Annotated in this window: 18 protein-coding genes; 14 read left to right on the top strand and 4 right to left on the bottom strand. The window is 42.1% G+C overall.

The genetic code is table 11. The annotated features are described in order from the left end of the window. Positions 1 to 118: 118 nt before the first annotated feature. A complete protein-coding gene (locus OCU87_RS09580; RefSeq protein WP_261856994.1) occupies positions 119 to 1,990 on the top strand; it encodes a sensor domain-containing diguanylate cyclase in 1,872 nt (623 codons plus the stop codon). 116 nt (positions 1,991 to 2,106) lie between these two features. On the opposite strand, the gene OCU87_RS09575 is transcribed toward OCU87_RS09580, so the two are convergent. Continuing rightward, positions 2,107 to 2,736 carry a TetR/AcrR family transcriptional regulator gene (locus OCU87_RS09575; RefSeq protein ID WP_261856993.1) on the bottom strand — a complete coding sequence of 210 codons (630 nt, stop codon included), beginning with the start codon at positions 2,734 to 2,736 and terminating at the stop codon, positions 2,107 to 2,109. Positions 2,737 to 3,120: 384 nt separating this feature from the next. Between OCU87_RS09575 and OCU87_RS09570 the strand changes: the two genes are divergently transcribed. Next, positions 3,121 to 4,608 (top strand): oligopeptide:H+ symporter, encoded by a 1,488-nt coding sequence (locus OCU87_RS09570; RefSeq protein ID WP_062690601.1) that lies wholly within the window; start codon positions 3,121 to 3,123, stop codon positions 4,606 to 4,608. A gap of 127 nt (positions 4,609 to 4,735) precedes the next feature. Here OCU87_RS09570 and OCU87_RS09565 read toward each other — a convergent pair whose 3' ends face one another. The 3 genes from OCU87_RS09565 to OCU87_RS09555 all read right to left on the bottom strand — a co-directional run bounded on the left by OCU87_RS09565 (position 4,736) and on the right by OCU87_RS09555 (position 7,699). Beyond that, positions 4,736 to 5,032, bottom strand: a complete 297-nt coding sequence (locus OCU87_RS09565) for a PAAR domain-containing protein (protein WP_062690602.1) — start codon at positions 5,030 to 5,032, stop codon at positions 4,736 to 4,738. 85 nt (positions 5,033 to 5,117) lie between these two features. Further along, positions 5,118 to 5,693: a DUF6931 family protein gene (locus OCU87_RS09560; RefSeq protein ID WP_062690603.1), complete on the bottom strand. Its 576-nt coding sequence runs from the start codon at positions 5,691 to 5,693 to the stop codon at positions 5,118 to 5,120. After that, entirely contained in the window at positions 5,693 to 7,699 is a 2,007-nt protein-coding gene (locus OCU87_RS09555) for a type VI secretion system Vgr family protein (protein WP_261856992.1), read from the bottom strand. Before OCU87_RS09555 ends, OCU87_RS09560 begins: the two co-directional genes overlap by 1 nt. 722 nt (positions 7,700 to 8,421) lie before the next feature. Between OCU87_RS09555 and OCU87_RS09550 the strand changes: the two genes are divergently transcribed. From OCU87_RS09550 to OCU87_RS09495, 12 genes are all read left to right on the top strand, one after another. Beyond that, positions 8,422 to 9,783 carry a type VI secretion system protein TssA gene (locus OCU87_RS09550; RefSeq protein ID WP_094956985.1) on the top strand — a complete coding sequence of 454 codons (1,362 nt, stop codon included), beginning with the start codon at positions 8,422 to 8,424 and terminating at the stop codon, positions 9,781 to 9,783. Between the two features lie 39 nt (positions 9,784 to 9,822). Then, complete coding sequence (locus OCU87_RS09545) at positions 9,823 to 10,341, top strand: Hcp family type VI secretion system effector (RefSeq protein WP_062690607.1); 519 nt, start codon at positions 9,823 to 9,825, stop codon at positions 10,339 to 10,341. A gap of 75 nt (positions 10,342 to 10,416) precedes the next feature. Beyond that, the gene (gene tssB / locus OCU87_RS09540; protein ID WP_094956984.1) at positions 10,417 to 10,926 is read left to right on the top strand and encodes a type VI secretion system contractile sheath small subunit; all 510 of its coding nucleotides are present in this window, start codon (positions 10,417 to 10,419) and stop codon (positions 10,924 to 10,926) included. After that, positions 10,926 to 12,404: a type VI secretion system contractile sheath large subunit gene (gene tssC / locus OCU87_RS09535; protein WP_094956983.1), complete on the top strand. Its 1,479-nt coding sequence runs from the start codon at positions 10,926 to 10,928 to the stop codon at positions 12,402 to 12,404. The genes tssB and tssC overlap by 1 nt, the downstream gene beginning before the upstream one ends. A 45-nt stretch (positions 12,405 to 12,449) precedes the next feature. Beyond that, positions 12,450 to 13,886 carry a type VI secretion system contractile sheath domain-containing protein gene (locus tag OCU87_RS09530; RefSeq protein ID WP_062690609.1) on the top strand — a complete coding sequence of 479 codons (1,437 nt, stop codon included), beginning with the start codon at positions 12,450 to 12,452 and terminating at the stop codon, positions 13,884 to 13,886. Beyond that, positions 13,883 to 14,305: a type VI secretion system baseplate subunit TssE gene (gene tssE / locus OCU87_RS09525; RefSeq protein ID WP_094956982.1), complete on the top strand. Its 423-nt coding sequence runs from the start codon at positions 13,883 to 13,885 to the stop codon at positions 14,303 to 14,305. Before OCU87_RS09530 ends, tssE begins: the two co-directional genes overlap by 4 nt. Next, positions 14,298 to 16,082 carry a type VI secretion system baseplate subunit TssF gene (gene tssF / locus OCU87_RS09520; protein WP_261856991.1) on the top strand — a complete coding sequence of 595 codons (1,785 nt, stop codon included), beginning with the start codon at positions 14,298 to 14,300 and terminating at the stop codon, positions 16,080 to 16,082. Before tssE ends, tssF begins: the two co-directional genes overlap by 8 nt. After that, entirely contained in the window at positions 16,064 to 17,056 is a 993-nt protein-coding gene (locus OCU87_RS09515) for a type VI secretion system baseplate subunit TssG (RefSeq protein ID WP_261856990.1), read from the top strand. Before tssF ends, OCU87_RS09515 begins: the two co-directional genes overlap by 19 nt. After that, the gene (gene tssH, locus OCU87_RS09510; RefSeq protein ID WP_261856989.1) at positions 17,053 to 19,662 is read left to right on the top strand and encodes a type VI secretion system ATPase TssH; all 2,610 of its coding nucleotides are present in this window, start codon (positions 17,053 to 17,055) and stop codon (positions 19,660 to 19,662) included. Before OCU87_RS09515 ends, tssH begins: the two co-directional genes overlap by 4 nt. Positions 19,663 to 19,699: 37 nt before the next feature. Then, positions 19,700 to 20,650: a hypothetical protein gene (locus OCU87_RS09505; protein WP_062690613.1), complete on the top strand. Its 951-nt coding sequence runs from the start codon at positions 19,700 to 19,702 to the stop codon at positions 20,648 to 20,650. Positions 20,651 to 20,794: 144 nt separating this feature from the next. Next, positions 20,795 to 21,958 carry a hypothetical protein gene (locus OCU87_RS09500; protein WP_261856988.1) on the top strand — a complete coding sequence of 388 codons (1,164 nt, stop codon included), beginning with the start codon at positions 20,795 to 20,797 and terminating at the stop codon, positions 21,956 to 21,958. Positions 21,959 to 22,022: 64 nt separating this feature from the next. After that, positions 22,023 to 23,171, top strand: a complete 1,149-nt coding sequence (locus OCU87_RS09495; protein ID WP_094956978.1) for a D-alanine--D-alanine ligase family protein — start codon at positions 22,023 to 22,025, stop codon at positions 23,169 to 23,171. Positions 23,172 to 23,179 lie beyond the last annotated feature (8 nt).

Below are 23,179 nucleotides of genomic sequence, written 5' to 3'. Positions count from 1 at the left end.
TGTCAACAAAGCTGATATACAACAATATGTTGCACGGTAGGTTGATATACAATTGGGTTGATAAGTATATTTACCCTTTAAAACCGGTGATTACTATAACTACCAAGAGCTCTTATTGATGGATATAAAACCGAAGCATTTAATACAAACAATTATTCCATTGATTGTTGTCGTATTCCTATCGTTGTCATATGTCGGGTATTCAGACCTGAAAGTGAGTCGTGCAGCTGCTTACCAAGAAGCTGAAGACAATGTCTCTGTGGCAAATGAATACCTTAGAATTCACTTTAATTCAGTTGAAAACCACCTGTATTTATTGGGACAAATTTTAGTACGTGATGTCGCAATTGATGATTATATTGCGATGGGTGATGCTCTTATTGTTAATCAAACAAACCTCTCAGAGGTTGGGATTTATACACAAGGTAGTTATTACGCCACACGAGGCATTGAAGCGCATAATATTGCAAAAAAAATGGAAAGTCGCCCATGGTATAGCCCTGATACCAAAATAGGTGAAAGCTATATATCACCTATTTATATGAGCCGAACAACAGATAAATGGAGTGTTACGGTTGTTAAAGTGATCAAGATGGCAAATCAGCAACTTGCCTATATTTTGTTGGAAACCGACGTTACTGAGCTATATAAGCAACTAGCCTTACTGAAAACAATGGAAAATGGCTATGTTTATGTCGTTGATATGCATAGTCGCCAGGTTATTATGCATCCTGATCAATCACGTATTAGCACGCCATCTGTCAGTGTCTCACCGGAGTTGGTTAGTCAGATAAAGCAAGGTAAAACGCAAGGTGCTATTGATGGGTACATGTACAAAATGCGCTGGAAGTTTAGTGTATATGACGCACAGAATACGTTTGGTTGGATTTTATTATCGGGTACGCTTACCCAAGATATTACCTCTAAAGCTTTTAATTTAGGTGCAGTAAGTATTACATTATTCTGTGTTATCGGGATCATGGTACTTGTTAATTTAATCTCGAAACGAGTTCACATTAATGGAAGACAACTGACCGAGGTTGATGGGCTAGTAGCCCTTGATAAAAAACTTAACACCGTGATTAAAGATCTGGTTCCTTGTGAAAATGTTGTATTGTTTACGTATAACGAAGATCTTCGTGAATATATCGATGTTCGTAAAAGGTATATATTTTCGCAAGAGGAAGTTGAACAATTTATTCCTCATGATAAACGGCAAAGCATGCGGATCTCGACTGTGAACCGAGATGACCTTATTGCGCGACATATATCACCAACGCGTGCTGTTTTTCGAATACCTCTTATTAATAATGATCAGCTGCAAGGTATTGCTTACTTACTGGGGACGCCTGCTGTATTACCGTGGTTTGTTAATATTTACCGTGTTTATGCGCAAGGGGCATTAAATCATGTGTTATTAAGGCAGCGAATTAAAGATAAAGATCAGATGACGAATTTGATGAACAAGAATTATCTTCGTACACATATTCAGCAAGTAATAAGTAAAAAACATGCTGGTTATTATTTAGCGATGCTAGATATTGATGACTTTAAAATGATTAATGATGGATTAGGTCATTTATTTGGTGACCAAGTGATTTTGTCTGTTGCAGAAAAGCTTAAAGAAATCATGCCAGATCAGGCAATTATTGCTCGGTATGGTGGCGATGAATTCTCTATCCTGTTTGCTGCTAGCTCACATCTAGTTGCGGATGTACAACTTCAAGATTTACGGTTAGCTTTGAGCCAATCAGAAGTACACTTTAATGGTAAAAAATCCACTTACACCGTGAGTGTGGGCTTTTCGGCGGTGATAGGAGAGCTTGATAGTGTTATTTCTTCAGCAGATAACGCACTGTATAGATCTAAAAAAAATAAGCCTAAAAAAGTCTGTTTGCATGACATGGGGAGTGGGCCTTGCCGTTACTATCTTTGTGATGAGCATCTGGAAGTGATGGCAGTGGAAGAAAAAAATAAAGAATGTGTTTAAACTGATGTTGCTGGGTAATTCAGCTCTAAACATATACCTCTAGCCTTAAAATAAAGCCCCTAGCCATTAGGGGCTTTATTAGCTGTTTATATTAGCATGCGTGCTGAGTACTAAGCTTAACTTAGTACGATACTTGGTATTACTTTTGGTTTTTTTACTAGGCTTGCTGTTAGGTAAGTTCCTAAATATGCCTTAGATGCACGCTTTGCTTCATTGGCCATACTGGTAGTGATAAAGCCATACTTCATTTGAGATAAAGTGAAAATTACATCAACAATTTCAACCCAGATATGAAAGATATCTGAACGGTTATTTATTTGTGGTAACTCGAAGAAGCTATCAAGAATATGATAAATTTTTTCGGATAGAATTAGATCATTATTGCGATCTTTCTGTTTGATTGCCGCTGATGTCTTACCGGATATGATCAATTGCCTTGCCGCGGTTTCACATTCATAAAATACAATAGATCTATCGATAAGAATGTCGACAATATCTTGCCAGTGTTCCACATCATCATAGTCAGGTAACACGGATAGTATATTGAGTAGTTCAGTGCCATAGCTAGCCGCCACTTCCGCATATATGTCATCAATATTGGCGTAAAAATGGTATGCAGAGCTTTTTGGTACATTGGCTCGCAACGCAATATCGGCAAAAGTGATAGCTGAGATGTCCATTTCAATAAGTAATTCGCGGGTTGCAGCTTTGAGCTGTTCTCTACGTTTTATTCCTCTTGCTTGCATATGTATCCTTACTACTTTATGCATGATTTTATGATCTCACTATATCGCAAGGCTATGTGTGATACAGCATAAAGTACTGTACTTGTGAACATACGAATAATTGTAAGCGAATTCGTTTATTCGAATAAGAGTCTGAACCACGAGTGAGTATTATCTAGTCATTTGACATAAGCTAAACTTATGTTTTTCATTACATTGATTTGATTGCCTTTTTTATCTTACAAAAATATCAGCAACTATTTTTTCATTATGCAATCTTATTTGTATGGATGTGATCATGATCACTAGTAACAATTTGAAACATTAACACAAATCACTTTATTACTTTCGATATGCAGGTCTAATGCCCGCTCAAATCATACAAGACTAGAGGTTAAGGCTATAATGTCTAATAAAGTTAGTATTTTTAACCAACCAAAGCCATTTAAGATGATATTTTTTATCGAACTGTGGGAGCGCTTTGGTTACTACGGTTTACAGGGCATTCTTGCTGTTTATTTTGTTGAGCAGTTAGGTTTCACACAGCAAGACTCTTTCGTTACTTTTGGTGCATTTGCCGCGCTTGTATATGGTTTGGTGTCTGTTGGTGGGTACGTTGGCGACCATATATTAGGTACAAAACGTACTATGGTGTTTGGTGCCATAGTCCTTGCTGCGGGTTATTTCTTAATGGGGTTCTCTATTCTTGAACCTACATTTATTTATTACGCTCTTGGTGCAATTGCGGTAGGTAATGGTTTATTCAAAGCGAACCCATCAAGCCTGCTTGCTAAGTGTTATGACGAGGGCGATAGCCGTTTAGATGGCGCGTTCACTCTTTACTATATGTCCATTAACATTGGTTCTTTAGTATCGCTGTCTTTAAGTCCAGTGATTGCAGCGAGCTATGGTTATGCAACGGCATTTGTTATTTGTGGTTTTGGTTTGCTTGCTAGTTTACTTAGTTATGTAGTATTGCGTCGAACTGTTGATGGTATTGGCTCTGATGCTGACTCAGCACCGATGAATGTTAAGTACCTAGGCATAGTTGCAGGAGGCACGCTTGTTTCAATCCTCATTTGTGCATGGTTACTGCAAAATATTTTCATGGCGAACCTAGTGTTAGGTCTTATTGGTGTTGGTGTTGTTAGCATCTTCATGAAAGAGACGTTCAAAGTGACAGGTGCGGCGCGTAAGAAAATGATTGTTGCATTTGTACTGATGCTACAAGCGATCGTGTTCTACGTTCTTTATGCGCAAATGCCTACGTCGCTGAACTTCTTCGCTATTTATAACGTGCGTACTGAGTTCTTTGGTTTCAATATTAACCCCGTGAGCCTGCAAGCATTGAACCCATTCTGGGTTGTATTGTGTAGCCCAATTCTTGCTTACCTATATACTTATTATGGAAGCCGCGGCCGTGATTTATCTATGCCGGGTAAATTCACAGTGGGTATGTTTATGTGTGCATTTGGCTTCTTGTCTGTTGCTGCTGCGGGCCTATGGTTTGCAGACCAAACGGGTATGGTCTCTGTTGGTTGGATGGTACTAGTTTACTTATTCCAAAGCTTGGGTGAGCTATTAATCAGTGGTCTTGGTCTTGCGATGGTCGCGAGCTTAGTTCCGCAACGTTTAATGGGCTTTACTATGGGCGCTTGGTTCCTGACACAAGCCGCTTCGTTCATTATTGGTGGCTATGTAGCAACCTTTAGTGCTGCACCTGAAAACGTGACAGATCCGCTACAAACCCTGCCATTGTATACCGAGGTCTTCCAAAATATTGGCCTTGTAACGCTTGCAGTTGCAGTTGTTATGGCGCTGGCTTCACCAATGTTGACGCGTATGATGTCTGCTGAAGATGAAGAGCATCAAGCTGAGTTAGCAATTAACTAGTTAGCAGTTAACACAACACGCTCACGAGTTGCCATATAAGCAGGCACTCATGGGATGAAAAAAGATCCACTAAAAAGCCTCATTGATATAGTCAGTGAGGCTTTTTTAATGTCATTCCAACGTAATATTACCCGCCAACTAATACTGTTGGCATACCCATAATAATAGTACCGCCATGTGCCGTTGTGTCGCCCATACGTGCTGCGGGCTTATTGTTAATCAGCACCGTGGCACTGCCTTTTACTACGCTGTCGGGTGGGCCAACACAAATACATATTTGCCCCAACGTCGCTGCAGGCATATTACCGATAAGTACTGTTGTTGGAAGCGGTAAAAGCGGGCCGCCAACATGTGGAATAGGTACCAACGCAGGTGTTTGCATCGGGCATACGTGCATGTCGGTTGCTCTTGCTGCTGGAAGCATAAAGCGTTACCTCTATATGTAAGTGCTAAACACTAGGCTTAAATAATGGACTTAAAACCTAAAACCTAAAACCTAAAACCTATATTTAAGTATGAGAGCTTATTTGACCGTTACCGCCTTGAGCAATATCCAGTCCAATGTTGAAAAACATTTCGTATCGTTCGTGCGCATTTTCGCCATCAGGCAGTGCTGCTGCTAAATTAATGGCTCCAGCAACAGCATGTGAGTACAAATTAGCGGGAGGGGGTACAACGGGATCGCTAGGGCTAGTCATGCTGCCTCCACTCCAAAATGCAGCCTGTGCGACCCAACCAGCCCCAGTTTGTAAATCAGCTTTGATTGCCATTTGTTCAGCAAAGCGACGAGCCGTTTCGTCTGGTGTATGAACCCATGCTTTTGCCGCTCTAATGGCATTAAATTCATCTTCAGTCCAGTCGTTAAGAAGGCTGGTACAGCAACATGCCCACCAAATAGCCTCACGCACGGGCAGGGCATGTGCAATGAAAATGGCCGTATCCGAGAATAGTTCAGCTTCCAATGTGGCATTAATCAGCGCGGCTGGTTGGCTGTGTTGCTCTGCTATTTCCAGTAATTCATCACTTGGCTCGTATAGGCTCAAAATATCATTAGCGCTGTGGTGGGGGATTTTTAAATACTGCATCAGTTTACCTTCGCGATTGCGCCTTGAATTTGAACCATGCCACCGGCTTTTACTTGGGTCATTGCACTGCCGTTAATCCCTACGAGTGCACCTTTCAGATCCGCTTTGGCTTTACCTTCTACTTTTACCATGGTGCCTTGAATATTTGCATTACCTTTGGCATCAATAGTCACTTGTGTGCCAGATATTTTGATACCACTTGCACTGATTTCAATAGCGTTAGCACCAACACTGAGTTTAATTTTAGTTTTACCTTTAAGCTCGATCGTTTGGCCGTCTATCGACACTTTTGAGCTAGCACTAACTTCAGCATTTTTGCCCGCTTTGGTTGTAACGCTGGCATCCGACTCTAAACTGATGTCTTTCGCTGCTTTGCTTGAAAAGGCGTCCTCACTTTCGAGTGACATGGCTTCTTTACTTTTCATGCTCACGGTTTTAGTGACATCGAGCGTCATCAAGCCAGCAATAGTTTGTTTTTTGTCTTTTTTGACATTAATCGTTAGGTCTTTTTCAGCCTGAAGGAAGACTTCTTCTTTGTCTTTTTTATCTTCAAATCTCAGTTCGTTTGCTGTGCTGTTATTACCATTTGGGGTCGTGCGCGTTTTTATGCCTGATTGTGTTGGGGTGCTATAAGGTGGTTTGTTTTTCTTGGTATAAATAGATCCGCTGACAACTGGTCTATCAGGATCTCCATCAATAAAACTGACTAAGACTTCATCGCCAACGCGTGGAATAAATTGCATACCAAAACCATTGCTTGCCGTAGCTTGGGCGACAGGAACCCAACAAGAACTTTTTTCATTGGTTTGACCATGTTTATCCCAATGAAAGTGCACCTTGATACGTCCGAGGTTGTCTTGATTTGTCTCTTCGTTACTTGGCCCCGTTACCACTGCGCTTTGAATACTGTAGATCGACGGTTTAGCTAGAAACGTTGGTCGCCAAGTGATATTTGCAGGGACACACTGAAATTCATTGCTATATTCAGTGTTGTGCCCACCTTCATTGGCTTCAATAACGTGTATGGCTTGGGTGATAACATACTCTTGATTGAAATCCGACTCTGTATGATCAGTAAGTTTGAAGCGTTGACCACAATTGATAACGGTATTGGAACAAGCAGCGCTAATCAGCATTTTTTGGCTATCTAGGTGCTCCATTTGTTTTTTAGCACTGTCGCGTATCGTTGATTTATCGGCATTACCTTGGCCAAAGAAATGGCAGGCGAGTGCATTCATTTTTGATTTACTGCTTGATAAGCGATCACCACTATCAATAATTTCTGCCAACTCATGATTGAAATCAGCGAGAGAGAGCTTGCTCGTTCCTAGTACGTTTTTGAAACACCACTGGCTAATCGCATTACGTTTATCTTTAGCTTTTGCGATATAAGCAATGCTGGTGCCTTCCACTGTTTTGAAATCCTGATTGCTATCAGCAATAACAACACTTGGCTTTTTATTACTATGGTCAACATGATGATGCCAGCCTTCGCTCGCCATCATACGCTGTAAGAATGCGCTGTCAGTTTCATTAAATTGACTACAATAGCGGTGTTTGATTCCTGCACTTCGCATTGAAAGTTTAAAATGCGTCTTTAAACCTGAATCAGATAATACTTTTTCAATGATTTGCTTGGTTGTCATATCTTGGAAGACCTGACTAGACGTCCGATATGCAAGAATAGACAAAGGATCAATCCCTTCTATTTTGTAAGTATATAGCTGCTTATTAAGGTCAAATTTAACATTTTCAATAGAAGCTATAATCGAATAGAAACGCTTGGCTTCTTTACGAATACCTTCCGTGCCTGGTGAATAACAAATATCGAGAACTTTACCCAATGACTTATCAGAGATAAGGTCGGAAGAAAGTAGAGTTGCATTATATGTTGATGGCCCTGAAATTTGCTCAAAGACTTTAATTTTTGTAACTATATAAGAGCCTTTGTCATCGAGCTTGGCAAGTACAGGGCGTTGTTTGTCATTATATTCTACAGATGTCATTTCAAGATCTCAGCTCCACAATATTAGAGCTTTTATTCTAAATTAAATATTATTCATCGAGTTGAATAAAAGGGCTAGATATAGTTAATCAAAGTTAAGACAACAATCTCAGTTGATTTCGTTGTCAGAGTTTTATGTATTAAGAATACTAATATTAAATATAAAGTGTTTCAATGGAATTGAGCTGATGCTGAAAATTGACTGCATAAAAGTCAATTTAAGTTGGTGTATTAGAAAGAGGTTTGGTACCTGATTGTAATTTATAAAATTAAGCCAAATAGATTAATTAATGTTATAACCGAAGTAAATATGTGCTTGGTTGTATATATTGAATGGTGCGTAAAAATACAGCTAATTAACCATATATATAAAGTTATAAATAAGTATTTTACATGCTCGTTATGTTATTTATCACATTTACTTTATATTACACATCTCATTTCATCATTTAAGTCATTGTAATATAATTGTTTTTTGTGAGATTTTATTTTTATGTGGAATAATTCATCCATTTATACCCTGATTGTACCAGTAAAATTATGTTTCTATCTTTTTGAAAACAAGATATCGTGAAAATCGAAACAAACACTATTTTTAATTTTGTTATTAAAACCAGCTTAATAATCACTCCCTTGCTAGATTACGGCATCCTTTCAGGCTGTTTGTAGGTGGTGGTTATTCAAATGAAGAATTCCAATAACAATTAATAATAAAGGGATACTGTGCGCTTTACTGAAGATAAGATTGAAAACCTATCTCAAGCTATCAGCGATGAGCAATTTTGTGGTACTTACCTTAAATCTGAAAGACAAGTATTCAGACCTTTAAGGAATGAGTTTAACCTCGCACAAACATCTCAACGTCAGCTGATTCAAACACCAGATCCAACTGAGGTTGATGCATTACAAGAAAGCAACTTACAAAATTGGTCAGTCCTGTCAGATAGTCTCTTTGACGTTTTTAAAACATCTTCGCGAGACGTTGAGTTAGCCTCATGGATGCTTACTGCACAAATCATTATCGATCCTAGCATAAATACAGCTAGTCACTTTAGTTCTTGGTTTAAATTCTTGGTAGAGGATCATTGGCCTGTCCTTCATCCAATTTTACCGGATGGGAAGATTAAGGCATCGGATGACTTTGCTAAGCAAAAAGAAATAGCCGAATTTAAGTTAAAGGCGTTTGTTCAATTAGTCGGTGAGTCGGAAGATAGCTCGTTACTTTATTCGCCACTACTCATGTTGCCATTAATTAGTGATTTAGATTACTCACGTTATTTAAGTGAAGAACGCAAAGGCAACCTTGCAGAGGTCAGACAAACTTACCAAAGCATTGCGATGAGTAATCGTAGTCAAGTTTCGACATTGGTCAATAATTTGGCGTCTTTGCGTACAAACCTAGCAGGTATAGAAGCGGTTGTTAAAAAGCATTGCCAAGAGTTTTTACTGCCGGCACCTAGTTTCCAATTTGTATTGGGGCTATTGGGTAAGTTACTTCATGTGGTTGAGTATATTTCGGCGATCAAGCCTGAATCAGACGCGCAAACTGCACCTGTGAATGAAGCAACGCAAGTTGAAGAAGCAACCATGCCGAATAATAACGATGGGGCAGACACTGCGATGACGATTGTAAACTCTGACTCAGTTGCTGTTGTTGCATCGGCTCAGACTGTCACACCAGTGTCATTTACTACGGTTGCAAATGCTCAAGTACAAAACCGTGATCAAGCATTTTATCAAATGCGTGAACTTGCTGAGTTTTTCAAAAAAACAGAGCCACATAGCCCAGTTTCATACTTGTTAGAGAAAGCGATTCGGTGGGGATATCTATCTCTGCCTGAGCTGATGAGTGAGCTGCTTTCCGATCAACAAGACACGATTAATCGCGTATTCAATTTATCTGGTTTGGACGAAGACGGCCAAACACATTTACCTGAACGACAAAAGGTTCAACCTTCGGCCACAGTGATGACGGCAGTTACGCCAGTACCTGTTGAGCCAAGTTCGCCTGTTGTGCAGGAAGAGCCGGAAAAAGAACAACAAAAGGAACAGGAAGTAACGTCCAACAGCGACTCGCTGTGGTAATCGACCTGTATTTAAACATAAAAGAAGAGAGGAAATATTATGGCGAGCATCTATATGCGCGTAGAAGGTGTAAAGGTTGAGGGCGGCGCAACGGTTGAAGGTTTACCAAAAGACGGTTGGTTCGCTCTAAATTCATACAGCTGGGGCGCAGTGCGTCAAGTAGCGATGGACATCGGTAACGGTAACAATGCTGATTCAGGCATGGTTGCGATGAGCGAAGTAAACATCACGAAAGAAGTTGATGGCGCATCTGAAGATCTATTGTCTTTCCTATTCAGCCCTGGCGCAGAAGGTAAAGACATCGATATCGTATTTACTAAGCCTGCACGCGATGGTTCTGGTGCTGAGATTTACTTCCAAGTTGGTCTGAAAAAAGCACGTCTAGTTTCTTACAACGTAAGTGGTAGTGATGGTTCTCAACCATTTGAAAGCATTTCACTTTCTTACATTCAGCTTGATCAGAAGCATAAGCATGAAGCTGACGGCGGTAAGATGGTTGACGGCGGTCTAGTTTCTTACCATGTACCGCAAGGCAAACTTCTGTCTGGCGCTAAATAATCGTCCTTAATGCGCTACAGCAATGTAGCGCATTAAACCCATTGATTATTTTTGAATATTTATAGGTAGGGAAGTATGGCTCTCAACTCGCAACATAAGCGTGTAAGCAAAAACCGCGTAAGCATTACTTACGATGTAGAAACTAATGGCGCAACAGAAACAAAAGAACTGCCTTTTGTTGTTGGTGTTATTGGTGATTTTTCTGGTCACAAGCCAGAAAGTGAAAAAGTAGACCTAGAAGAACGTGAGTTTACTGGTGTTGATAAAGACAACTTCGACACAGTGATGGGCCAAATTAACCCAAGTCTGTCTTACAAAGTAGATAACAAATTGGCGAACGATGATAGCCAATTTGAAGTAAATATTTCACTGCAATCAATGAAAGATTTCCACCCAGAAAACCTGGTTGAGCAAATTGATCCTCTTAAGCAGTTAGTTGAAACACGTAATCAACTAAAAGTACTGCTAAGCAAAGCTGATCGTTCTCGCGATTTAGAGCGCTTGCTAAAAGAAGTACTGCAAAGCACAGATGCGATTCAACACCTAGCAGAAGAACTAGGTGTTAAAGGTGGGGAGGAAGAATAATGACGACTGAACAACAAGCAGCACCACAAGCAGAAGCGGCTGAAGGTGAACTAAACTTCCTTGATCGTGCTATTTCAGCAACGACACAAACACCAGCAGATACGACAAAAGAACTGTTGTCTGTGCTAACGTCTCAAGTACTTGAAGGTACAGTGACTTGGGATAAAAACCTTACACTGACTATCGAGAAAGCGATCGCAGCGCTTGACGTGAAGATCTCTGAACAGCTTTCTACGGTAATGAAAAACCCAGATTTCCAGAAACTGGAAGGGACTTGGTTAGGTCTTCAAAAACTCGTTAAGAATAGCGAACTTGGCCCTGATCTAAAAATCAAGCTAGCTGATTACACAAAAGATGAGCTACTAGAGCAGTTTGAAGATGCGCCAGCAATCGATCGTAGCCGCTTCTTCACTATGGTTTACCAAGAAGAATTCGGTACAGCGGGTGGCCAACCTTACGGTGCGCTAATTGGCGATTACGAGTTTGGTTACGGCGACGAAGATGTTGCGCTACTTCGCTACATGGGTGAAGTGGCTGCCGCGTCGCATTCTCCATTTGTTGCCGCTGCCAACGCAAGCATGTTTGATTTCGATTCTTTCGAAACATTCTCTGAAGGTAAGCCTGTTGCTGCTGGTTTTGATTCGCCAGCATACGCAAGCTGGAATGCGTTCCGTGCAAGCGATGATTCACGTTACGTTGCTCTTACGCTACCAAAAACAATTGCGCGTCTTCCTTATGGCCAAGCAACTGTAAAAGTAAGTTCTTTTGAATTTGAAGAGCTTTCTCAGGATGTAAACGGCAATGCTGTACCTGAATCACAAGATGATTTCGTATGGAGCAACGCAGCATACGAATACGGCCTGCTACTGACTCAAGCTTATACTCAATTTGGTTGGTGTACGGCTATCCGTGGTACAGATAACGGCGGTAAAGTAGAAAACCTATCTAACTTTACTTACTACACGCCAGCTGGCGATCTTGTTCAGCAATGTCCGTCAGAAGTTAACCTAACTGATGAGCGTGAAAAAGAGCTGAGTGATCTTGGCTTCCTACCTCTTGTTCACTACAAAAACACCAACTATGCCGTGTTTATGGGTGCCCAAACAACGCATAAACCAAAAACGTATACAGATCCAGATGCAACGGCTAATGCTGCAATTTCTGCTCGCCTGCCATACACAATGGCAAGTAGCCGTATCGCGCAGTACTTAAAAGTAATGGGTCGTGACCGCGTTGGTTCAAACCTTGATCCTGCCAACATCGAGAAAGAGCTAAGCGATTGGATTCACCAGTATGTGAACCCTAATGCGATTGGTAACGAAGCAAAATCAACACACCCACTTGTTGAAGCTAAGGTTAGCGTTGAAGAGCAAGCCGGCCGTCCAGGTTGTTACTCTGCAGTAGCATACCTACGCCCTTGGTTACAAATGGAAGAGTTAACATCATCACTACGCATGGTAGCTAACATTCCAGGCTAACGAATATTTCCGAGGGGAGGTTTCTTCCCTCGGTTTGAGGTTTTTATGACAACATCAACTCCAACATCATCCGCCAGCATCTTACAAGATGTAGGGCTTTGGCGAATGCTGTTAGACAATGCCAAACAGCAAAATATTTCAGGGTTTAAAGCACTACTGAGCAAAGTAATTTGTCAGCTAGATGGACTATTAAGTGATCAGCTTTCGGCCGTTATTCAAGATCCTGCATTCAAACAACTTGAAGCAAGCTGGACCAATGTACAAAACCTGACGTTTCTACCTGTTTCTACTCGTCGAGTTAAAATCAAACTCATTGATGTGAGTTGGCCTGAGTTATCGGCTGATCTAAATCAGTCCTTTGATCTTTCGCATAGTGCGCTTTATAAAAAAGTCTATTCAAAAGAACTTGATACCGCTGGTGGGCAGCCATTTGGGCTACTGGTTGCGGATCGTCTTGTTCAGTTCGATTTGGACGAAGAAGCAACATTTGATGATTTATATACATTGCAATTACTGGCGGATCTGGGCGAACGCTCGCTATGCCCAATAGCGCTTGGTTTGGATCAATACTTCTTCGGTGATGAACCCGCACGCTTGGTCCACGATCAAGCGAGAATAAAACGTATTTTGACCAGCTTAGATTTCCAGAGTTGGCAATTATTACGCCAGCGTGGCTCAAGTCGTTTTCTAAATATTGTATTACCTGAATACCGTTTACGTTCACCTTATCAAGCTTACAAAGCGGGTTTCGTCTTTACCGAATTAGCTAACGATAGTTCAGTTCTGTGGGGTAATGCCGCCTATTTGTTAGCTGCAAATGTTATCCGAGAGTTTGATCGCATTAGCTGGTTTGGTTTTTTACGTGCGTATGAAGAATCAGGCAGTTATGGCGCAATTATTAATGCGCCAGCTTCTGTATCAGGGAATGCTCCAGCCACTGGCCAGTCGTCATCAAAGGACCCAATGTTGAATCGTGATCGGCTATCGATAGATGCGCGGATCAATATTTACAGCGAGCACGATAGTTTCTGGTCGGAGCAAGGTCTTGTGCCGATCTCTAGTGTTTATTTAAGCGATCAAAATGGCTTCTTTAGCAATCAATCTGTGTGGCAGCCAACAGATGAAGCCAGTCGTGTAAATGGCATGCTGCAAACCAACCTGATGGCCTGTCGTTTTGCGCATTACATCAAAGCTCAAATCCGCGATCGTATTGGTAGTTTTGACAGTGCTGCAACTTGTGAGCGCGATTTAGAGCAGTGGCTTCAGAATTATATTAGCGGTGTTGACTATGGCGATGAGTCCATTATGGCTCGATACCCATTAAAGCAAGCCAGCGTGACATTCACGCAAGACAGTTTTGATTCCACTAAGTACCGTTGTCAGATCCACCTCCAGCCTCAGTATCAGTATGAAATGTTAGATACTCATATTGTCCTGCTTACCGATGTGTCAGCACGTAAGCTCGGTGAGGTCGCAGAATGAGCCTATTAGCCAAAATGAAAGGAGAGTGGCATAACGATGTCGACAGTGTGCGTGATGCCATTATTGAAAACCTGTCATCGTTACTCTCGTCACGGGCACCCATTTGGGGGGCAGAATCATTACTAATACAGAGTCGTGATTCTATTGCGACCTTTGGGATGGCCACCGCGATGCGCGCACAAAATCGAGCAAACAGTACTGTTGTGCTGCATGAAATTAAGCACTTAATTCAAGTGTTCGAGCCTCGTTTAAAACATGTTGATATCGAGCTAGATGAAGCCTCTATCGATACCAATAAGCTTAAGTTCCGAATTGAAGGCTCAGTCACCACAGATTTTGGTGAAGATGTTGTTGTTTTTGACTCGAGTTTAGATTTTACCACCAGCAGTTTAGATGTAAGGAAGACCAACCTTGTCTGAGTCATTACTTAATTATTTCGAACAAGAGTTAGCCTTCATTCGCAAAGATGCTGGTGATTTCGCACGCCGCCACCCTGGTGTCGCGAAAACGTTAGGCATAAATGGTGATGGGATTGACGATCCTCAAGTGACCCGTTTGATTGAAAGCTTTGCATTTATGAATGCCAAGCTCCAACAGCGTTTGGATGATAACTACCCACAGTTAACCGACAGCCTATTGCAGCTGCTCTTTCCTCATTTTACGCGCCCAATTCCGTCGTACAGCTTAGTAAAAATGCAGCCCCATGAGGAAGTTGCAGCGCGATACACATTACCTAAAGGCACACATTTAGGTATTGCAGAGAGCGACTCTGATACTGCTATTTATAGAACGTGCCAAGATGTGGATTTATATCCAATTGCACTTAAATCAGCACAGGTATCTATTGCGCCTTTTGATATTGCTAAGCCGAAAAGTGTTAAGCAAGCGAAAGCTATGTTGGAGCTGGAGCTAGAAACAACGGATCCCACGTTACTCTTCTCCGATTTAGCGTTAGACGTGCTACCTATTTTCTTGCGCGGTGAAACGGCATCGGTGTTGCGTCTTTATGATTACCTGTTCGCCGGTACCAACCAAGTGTGTATCAGATTGGATGACACTTTTATTGAGCTTGGGGTGGATGCGTTGTCACCAGTGGGTTTTGACGCTAGTGATTATGTCTTGCCATATAGCGTTCGTAGCTTTGGTGGATTTAAATTGCTTACGGAGTTCTTCATGTTCTCTGAACGCTTCCATGCAATGAAAGTGAATATGGCGGGTGCATTGTCAGCGGTAAAGCAAAGCACCATGAAGATTGTGATTTTCATGGATGACATGCCGATTGAGCTGGCACGTAGTCTAGGACTAGAAAACTTCCACTTGTTTTGTGCGCCAATCATTAACTTGCAATCGTTAACGGCCGATCCGATGAAAGTTGATTTTAGCCAAGGCCAATATCCCATTATTTTGGATGTGGGTGGGCAAGATCAACTCCAAGTATTCTCGGTGGATAGCGTGTTAGACGTGACCGAGCAACAAGTGAAAACCGTGCCTTCTTTGTATGGTGAAAAATTTCGAGGTGCAGAGATAGGCTTACGCTGGCAACTTAAGCAAGCGTGGAACGCTGAAGATCGTCAGTTAGATAGTTACCTACGTGTTGCCGATCTTGAGCATATTAGCGCGAATGGAAGCGCACATACCTTGCTGATTAATGCCACGTGTTCCAACGGTGATTTATCGAATCAATTGTCTGTGAGCAGTGATATTCATTGTCATGATTCGATTTCATTACCTGCTGATATTTCGCTGCTAAGAAGACCAAAACCCCAAGTGCGTATTAAAGCGACAGAGCAAGATGCATGGCCATTATTGGCGCATTTGCACTTCAATTATCAAGCCATTTTTGGTGCTGATGAGCCTGTTGCTGCGCTTAAAGCCATGCTGAATTTATACAACCACAATGAGAGTTCTCAAAACTCTGCGTATGTTGAAGCCATTGTAAAGCTTGCACAAGAGCAAGTCGTTGCCCCAATCCGTATTTCAGGCAAAAGCTGTTTTGCCAGTGGGACGCGTATTTATATCACCCTAAACGGTAAAGCACTTGGTGGCGGCGTTGAGCTGCTATCACAGCTGCTTGATCAGTTCTTTGCGTACTTTGCTGGCTTCAACAGCTTCACACAAGTGGTGATTTTGCTTGACGGTAGAGAAGGGGAGCACCGTGTATTTCCAAGGAGGTCAGGATGCAAAAATCTGCTCTGACTTTGTTGCGAGAAACGCCTTACTCATTTGGGTTATCTCAGGCTGTTCAGCTGATCAAACACCAAGCGGCACAATTGGGGCAGCGTCCATCTGTTCGCTTTTCATCTTGTACGTTACCCGCTTATCAGCAATCGGACATTGTTGATGTTGAGCTTGAAGGGGCAAATCAGTGGCTACTGACCTGTGATTTACCGTCACTATCAGGCAGTCAAGGCGTGATGCCGCGTCATATCTATATTGAGGCGTTGAAAGAAGAGTTCGAGCAAGGAAACAGTGCGTTAATCGATTTCTTCGATGGTTTTAGTAACCGTCATTACCGTCTTCATAGCCAGACTGAAATAAAGCACAACTTGGCACTACAGGCTGAAGAAGAACACTTTAGTTGGAATCGCCATGACGTCGCTTTAAGCCAAATGTTGGCCAATTTAAGTGGTGATTTAGGCAACAATTCAACGTTATCTAGCCGTCATTTAGTGCAATACAGCGGTGTTATGGGACTCAAGTTGTCGTGCTTAGACACCTTAGGCGAACTGCTCACCGATTATTTCGAGTATGAGTTCGAGGTCTGTTACGGCGAGGTCGAGCACCAGCCATTACTGCCTTGCTGCATTACTAAGTTAGGGAAGTCCGGACAAAATAACCAATTAGGTTTTGACGCCTTAGTTGGTAAAAGTGCCGTGACAGCTTTCCAGCAGTTGGTCGTAACAGTGTTACCTAACAGCAAAGAGTTTACGCAGATAAGAAACGACGAACATTTGGTTGATGCGATCGATGGTTTTGTCCGCCACTACATGGGATCGGATATTAAATTGAAGCTGATGATGAAAGTGTGTGGGCGTTTCCTTCCTGGATTACAGCTTTCCAGCAAAGAAGGTACGGATATTCGCTTGGCTCAATCGACATGGCTTGCACCTAAACAATTAAAACAACATTACGTGGTAATGCCACTCAAACATAACAGGAACACAGCATGATCAACGTTGAATTACAAAGTTTGGTCAAACGATTAACCCCACCACTGAAAAGTGCGCTTGAAATGGCGGCGGGTGATTGTATGGCAAGGACACATTTTAGCATTGAGTCTGAGCATTGGTTTTATCAGTTGATGAGCGATGCTGATAGTGGCTGGAAAGCACTCGTTCAACAAAGCAATATTGATAATGAACAGATCATCCAAGGGTTAACACGCTATTTTAACAGCCTTTCTCGTGGAAACGACAGTGCACCATCATTGTCGCCATCTTTGGTTGAGTTATTAAAAGACTGTTGGTTATTAGCATCGCTGAACCACAGTAATGTAAGTGTTAATGGTTACCATGTGCTGATGGTATTGAAGCAGCGCATTGATTTGGGCGGCTATAACGGCGAACTTGCTGCATGGCTGAATACTGTTTCGATGGAATCATTGAAACAGCATGCAGCAAAAACAGCGGTATCAGCAAGCGCTCAAATAGATCACCAAACAGAGCAAAGCTTTGGTGGGGAAGTAAGTACTGCGGCGCTAGATAAGTATACTCATAACTTAACGGAAGCAGCCCGCTCTGGAAAGCTGGACCCTATTTCTGGCCGTAACCCCGAAATCCGTAAATCAATCGATATTCTATGTCGCCGTCGTCAAAATAGCCCAATTTTAGTGGGTGACCCTGGTGTCGGCAAAACCGCAATTGTTGAAGGATTAGCGCAACAAATTATCGACGGTAACGTTCCACCATCATTGATTGATGTTGAGTTACGTACGCTTGATCTATCGTTGCTTCAAGCAGGGGCAAGCATAAAAGGTGAATTTGAAAATCGCCTAAAAGATGTATTGGCAGAAGTGAAGCAATCACCGCGTCCAATTATTGTCTTTATTGACGAAGCGCACACCTTAATTGGTGCAGGTGGTACAGCGGGCCAAAACGATGCTGCAAACATATTAAAACCAGCACTGGCTCGTGGTGAGTTCAGAACCATTGCTGCGACTACTTGGGCCGAGTACAAACAGTATTTTGAAACAGATGCCGCATTGACGCGTCGATTCCAACTGGTTGCTATTAATGAGCCTAATGAAAAAGATGCCATTCAAATGTTGCGTGGTGTTTCAAAAGGCCTGCAAAAGCACCATAAAGTCACCATTTTAGAAGAAGCGCTAGAAGCGGCAGTAAAGCTATCGGTTCGCTTTCTACCCGAACGCCAATTACCTGATAAAGCGATCAGCTTACTCGATACTGCGTGTTCGCGTATTGGCCTGAGCCAAAGCGCATTGCCACAAAAGTTAGATAACCTTGCCGAACAAATTCGCTATGCGAAAAGCGAGCAAACGTCCTGTGCTCATGAACATGCGATGCTAGCAAATGGTACTGACAAGCTTGAGGCGATACAGGCGACAATTGAAGTGCTTGAGGCTGAATACTCAGAACTTGAGTCATGCTGGAATACTGAAAAAGACCTCGTGAATCAGATTGTAGAGCTACAAGGCATTATTTCTGAACGCTTCAGTGCAGGCGAGGAGGTTGCTAACAGCCAAGAGCAGAAAAAATTAGCAACCTTGATGGCTGAATTGAGCCTGCTGCAGGGTGAGGCACCGCTTGTGATCCCACAAGTAGACAAGCAAACAATTGCGGAAGTGATTGCGCTATGGACCGGGATCCCTGTTGGAAACATGGTGAAAGACGAAGTTGAGCGTTTGCTGAATATCGAGTCAGAAATTGGTCAGCGTGTGATTGGCCAAAAAGCACCGATAGAAGAGATTTCAAAAGCGATCCGTATGTCGCGTGCGGGTTTGACAGATCCACGTAAACCTATTGGTGTCTTCCTTATGTGTGGCCCGAGCGGTGTGGGTAAAACAGAAACAGCACTTGCGCTAACTGACTTGTTATATGGTGGCGAGAAAAACATCACAACCATCAACATGACAGAGTTTAAAGAAGAGCACAAAATCTCGATGCTATTGGGATCGCCTGCTGGCTATGTTGGTTTTGGCAAAGGCGGTGTACTAACAGAAGCCGTACGTAAAAACCCTTACTCGGTACTGCTGCTGGATGAAATGGAGAAAGCTCACCCTGGGGTGCACGATCTTTTCTATCAGATCTTTGATAAAGGCACGATTTCAGACAGTGAAGGGCGTGAAATCGACTTTAGAAACACCATCATTATTATGACGTCGAATGCTGCTGATAGCGCCGTTGTTGATGCGTGTGAAATCGAACGTCCGAACATCCCTGAATTAACGCAAGCCATTTCCCCGGCTTTGCAGAATTTCTTCAAGCCTGCATTCATTGGTCGAACGACGGTTGTACCTTACTTCCCGTTAAACCATGACGAGATGACAAAAATCGCCCGTTTATCACTAGGCCGAATTGAAAAACGTGTTCGTAGCCATTACGGCGCTAATTTTTCTTACAGCGAAGCGCTAATAGAGCACTTGATCGCCCAGAACCATTCTCCTGAAACGGGTGCTCGAGCTATTGAGCAGATAATTAACCGCACTTTAATGCCTGAACTTGCGACACAATGCATTGTTCGTTTGAGTGAAGGTTTGAATGTGGAAAACGTTGAAGTCGCTATTGAAAATAGTGTTGTAAGTATCTTTATTGAATAGTGTTTTTTAGTGTGAAACATAAAGGAGTATATTAATTATGCCTGAATTAGATATTGGAAAGCAGTTAAAAGCGGGTAAAGCCGATCCTATTATCGACCTTGCACTAGGCAGCGATAAATTTACAGAATTAAACGGCCTGATAGATAAGCATGTCATTGATAAAGTCGAGCAGAAAGCGATTATTCAAGAAACGAAGCAAAAGTTTTCTGCCAGCTTTAGCCGAGTAGCAGCTCAAAAGTTACAGGCTTTTGCATCACCTAAAATGTCGGATTCAGATAGCTTTATTAGTCATGAACGCCATAAGAGAGGTACGTATGGTGGTGGGGATTATCTGGATAATTCAGCCCACGCTTATGAATCTGCCACAAGTGGTCGATTGTATAAAGCCCGCCGTAAAATTGTAGATTTAGTACGTGTTCAAAAGAAAAATCCAATTAAATACATAAAGTTACCGTTCACGCTCATTCCTGGTGGCGAGATCGCGGTTAAGTATACTTTTAAAGGGATTGAAGCTGCGGCTAAAGCGATGGGCAGCGCGAGAAAAGCGCGTAAACGTCAAAAATATGATGCCGCAAACTTAGATAGTTTAAGTGAAAGCCTTGGTGAGACAGAAGCACTAAGAAAAATTGCGAAATGGCATGCTAAAGATATTTCAGATCTTGGACTAAAGCTACAGCGGAATTTGGCGAAGTTAAAACAAGCGGCTGTTTTACTCGATAACCGTCAGGTGGTTTTAGAGCGCTTAATTGAAAATACATTCAATATTGATGGGCTTCATCATGATGAATTTCAAGAAAGCATGAAAATTAAAAAAGCACGTAATGATGTAGCGATGAGTTATCACGAAGTTAAGCATTACGTCGATAAAATTCAGCAAATGAGTTTCGTTATGCAAGCAACTGCGGTTGATGTGACTGCACATATTACTTGTTTTGATGCTTACCTTGATGAAACCAAAGAATTGGTAGATTGGTCCTTTAATCACTAGTGATTAAATAAACCCAGCTATATCACTTAAGGGTTATTTCATCCTAATGACATATTAAAAATGGGACTGATTGGTAGCGGGGAATACTGAATCAGTCCCGGATGAACTTAAGTTTTTATCAACGAATAAATTGTGAGTTGAATTATGTTTGGTCGAAAGAAAAGTTACGATCTAGAAGACGCTAGAAATAGAAATCATATTTTAAGTAATGCTGGCATCGCAAGTGTCGGTACGCAGGGCACATATACACCGCTAGATCAGAAAAGCGGTGCCAAGGTGACTGCTCGCCAGAAAAAACTACCCAAGCAACAAGGTTTTACTAAGCAAAAAGCGATCGATGAAGCCAAAATTTATGGTGAAGTCGTTAATGACATGCGCGGTGATATCCTTGGTTTTGCAGGGGATTGGGCGAGTGCAACGAAAGACATCGTTGGCGCTGCTAAAGGTGAAGGTCTATATACCACAGGGAGTGGGATCGAGTTTGGTAGTGCGGGTGACATTATTGGCACTGTAAAACTGGGCTACGACATTCTTTCCGAGATCTATGAGTGGTCTGGTAAGCGTGATGCGAAAAAGTTGGAAGCTAACCCAATATTGTCACCAATGGATGCTAACTCGTACCAAAACACCAAAACGGCAGCGTACTTCAAGAAACGCTGCGCGAAGAAAATTGGCGGGGCGGCCGTATCATTTTCAGGCGGTGTTCTATCTGGTGTGACGCATGTGAATGCGTTAGGGGCTGCGCGTCATGGTCGTTCAGACGCAAAAACGATTGCCCATCTGGTGCGTCTAAACGAGTCACTGAGCCAATTTAAAGGCAAAGGGTTAACGTTAGAATATAAGCTTTGTGAACTGATCATCGACTGTAAAAAGTTGAAGCTTGAATCTCAAACCGCCGCTTTAGCTACCGACTGTATTCCAGGAAACGTGATTACCGGTGCCGCTACCGCAGCGGCGGGCTTTATTCACGGTCAATCACTGGCATACCGTTTAAGCAAGTTAGCTCCTGCGATTGATAAAGTTGCAAAAATTCTTCACTACCGTGCATTCCACGAAATGAATATCGACTATGGCCTAGCAAATATGTTTGGCGAAGAAGAGTTGCCATTCGAATATAACGACGAAACACCTGCGTTAAACATGGTACGTGAGCTGTTTGCACAAGCAGCAAAAATCGAAAAAGAACGCGTAATTGTCAACATCAAAGGGCATAAATTAAAAGTCGGCGGGGAACATTACCGTGCTGATAAGTTAATGCGTGAACCTGCGGGTTGGCTAACCATTGTCGATAAGTTAACCCTTATTTGATTGTTAAGAGTGGCTAATAACATTGATTAGCCACTACGTTTTAGATTGAGATATTGAGTTTTAAATGAGTGTATTTAGCCGTAGTCAGCAAAAGTGGATTCGTGAGTTTTTAAGCATTGCTGTCGTTCATGGTGGTGAAAAATCTCAGCCTGAGAATTTCATTTATGAAAATTTGAGCCCGCGCTCTACCAAAACATACCAACCTGTCGCCTGTGATATTGCAGATGCACTATGTGAATCAGGTTTTAAGCACGTTTGTGTATTGCCAGAAAATATTGATTTACCCCGACGATTAAAAGAACTGAATATTGATCTAGTGGTGACCAATAGTGGTGGTTTACAAGGCTTTGACTCGATGTGCCACTTACCATCGATGTTGGAAATGCTGGGTGTTCCTTATGTCGGTCATTCACCGATGACAGCGGGTGTTTTAGATAATAAACACCTGTTTAAGCATGAAATTAATGCCGCCGGTATTCCAACGGCACCGTTTATTACTGTCGCGCTTGGGGAAGATATTCAGTCTATTGCTAACCAACAGAAGTTAGACAGTATGGAAGCAGAGTTCGGTTCGACATTTGTGGTGAAGCCTGTTTCTGGTCGCGCCTCTGTCCATGTATACCCTGTTTTTGATCGCGAACAGTTAAAACATAAGATCGAGCACGTGCAAGCTGCGACAAATAATACGGTGATGATCGAACCTTTCCTTTCTGGTCGTGAGTTTGTGGTTGCCGTTGCTGGGCCTGTTGTGTTCAAAAATGATGAACTAAGTAAACGCGAAGAGCCGTTGGCATTTTCAATCACTGAACGTGTACTACTTGAAGATGAACCAATCTTTACATCGATGGATGTTAAACCGATCACTGATGACCGTTTATTGAAAGTTGAAGATCCTGAGCTGCGTAAGCAATTGGCCGATTTGGGGATCAAAATCTTCAAGCAGCTTGGTCTACATACTTTGGTTCGTGTTGATTTACGCATGGATAATCAAGGTCAGCTATATGTACTTGAAACTAATCCTAAACCTGATTTGAAGCGTCCTGAAGGCAACAAACTCAGTATTGTTTGTCATGATATTCAAGGTGAGGGCATGACCTATCATGATCTGATCCAATCGCTGGTATTTAACCGCTTGGTATACCTAAACAATACGCGTCCGGGGGCATTATCGCATTGCCTAAACGATGAGTTCGCCAGTTTAGAAAGTGCTTAGGTGTCTTA

This window comes from Photobacterium sanguinicancri (assembly GCF_024346675.1).
Taxonomy (GTDB): domain Bacteria; phylum Pseudomonadota; class Gammaproteobacteria; order Enterobacterales; family Vibrionaceae; genus Photobacterium; species Photobacterium sanguinicancri.
This window is presented reverse-complemented; position numbering and strand designations above follow the sequence as displayed.

What these genes read in the sequence shown, in the direction of transcription:
- OCU87_RS09580 (WP_261856994.1), top strand. Translation starts at nt 119, where the DNA reads ATGGATATAAAACCGAAGCATTTAATACAAACAATTATTCCATTGATT.
- OCU87_RS09575 (WP_261856993.1), bottom strand. Translation starts at nt 2,736, where the DNA reads ATGCAAGCAAGAGGAATAAAACGTAGAGAACAGCTCAAAGCTGCAACC.
- OCU87_RS09570 (WP_062690601.1), top strand. Translation starts at nt 3,121, where the DNA reads ATGTCTAATAAAGTTAGTATTTTTAACCAACCAAAGCCATTTAAGATG.
- OCU87_RS09565 (WP_062690602.1), bottom strand. Translation starts at nt 5,032, where the DNA reads ATGCTTCCAGCAGCAAGAGCAACCGACATGCACGTATGCCCGATGCAA.
- OCU87_RS09560 (WP_062690603.1), bottom strand. Translation starts at nt 5,693, where the DNA reads ATGCAGTATTTAAAAATCCCCCACCACAGCGCTAATGATATTTTGAGC.
- OCU87_RS09555 (WP_261856992.1), bottom strand. Translation starts at nt 7,699, where the DNA reads ATGACATCTGTAGAATATAATGACAAACAACGCCCTGTACTTGCCAAG.
- OCU87_RS09545 (WP_062690607.1), top strand. Translation starts at nt 9,823, where the DNA reads ATGGCGAGCATCTATATGCGCGTAGAAGGTGTAAAGGTTGAGGGCGGC.
- tssB (WP_094956984.1), top strand. Translation starts at nt 10,417, where the DNA reads ATGGCTCTCAACTCGCAACATAAGCGTGTAAGCAAAAACCGCGTAAGC.
- tssC (WP_094956983.1), top strand. Translation starts at nt 10,926, where the DNA reads ATGACGACTGAACAACAAGCAGCACCACAAGCAGAAGCGGCTGAAGGT.
- OCU87_RS09530 (WP_062690609.1), top strand. Translation starts at nt 12,450, where the DNA reads ATGACAACATCAACTCCAACATCATCCGCCAGCATCTTACAAGATGTA.
- tssE (WP_094956982.1), top strand. Translation starts at nt 13,883, where the DNA reads ATGAGCCTATTAGCCAAAATGAAAGGAGAGTGGCATAACGATGTCGAC.
- OCU87_RS09515 (WP_261856990.1), top strand. Translation starts at nt 16,064, where the DNA reads ATGCAAAAATCTGCTCTGACTTTGTTGCGAGAAACGCCTTACTCATTT.
- tssH (WP_261856989.1), top strand. Translation starts at nt 17,053, where the DNA reads ATGATCAACGTTGAATTACAAAGTTTGGTCAAACGATTAACCCCACCA.
- OCU87_RS09505 (WP_062690613.1), top strand. Translation starts at nt 19,700, where the DNA reads ATGCCTGAATTAGATATTGGAAAGCAGTTAAAAGCGGGTAAAGCCGAT.
- OCU87_RS09500 (WP_261856988.1), top strand. Translation starts at nt 20,795, where the DNA reads ATGTTTGGTCGAAAGAAAAGTTACGATCTAGAAGACGCTAGAAATAGA.
- OCU87_RS09495 (WP_094956978.1), top strand. Translation starts at nt 22,023, where the DNA reads ATGAGTGTATTTAGCCGTAGTCAGCAAAAGTGGATTCGTGAGTTTTTA.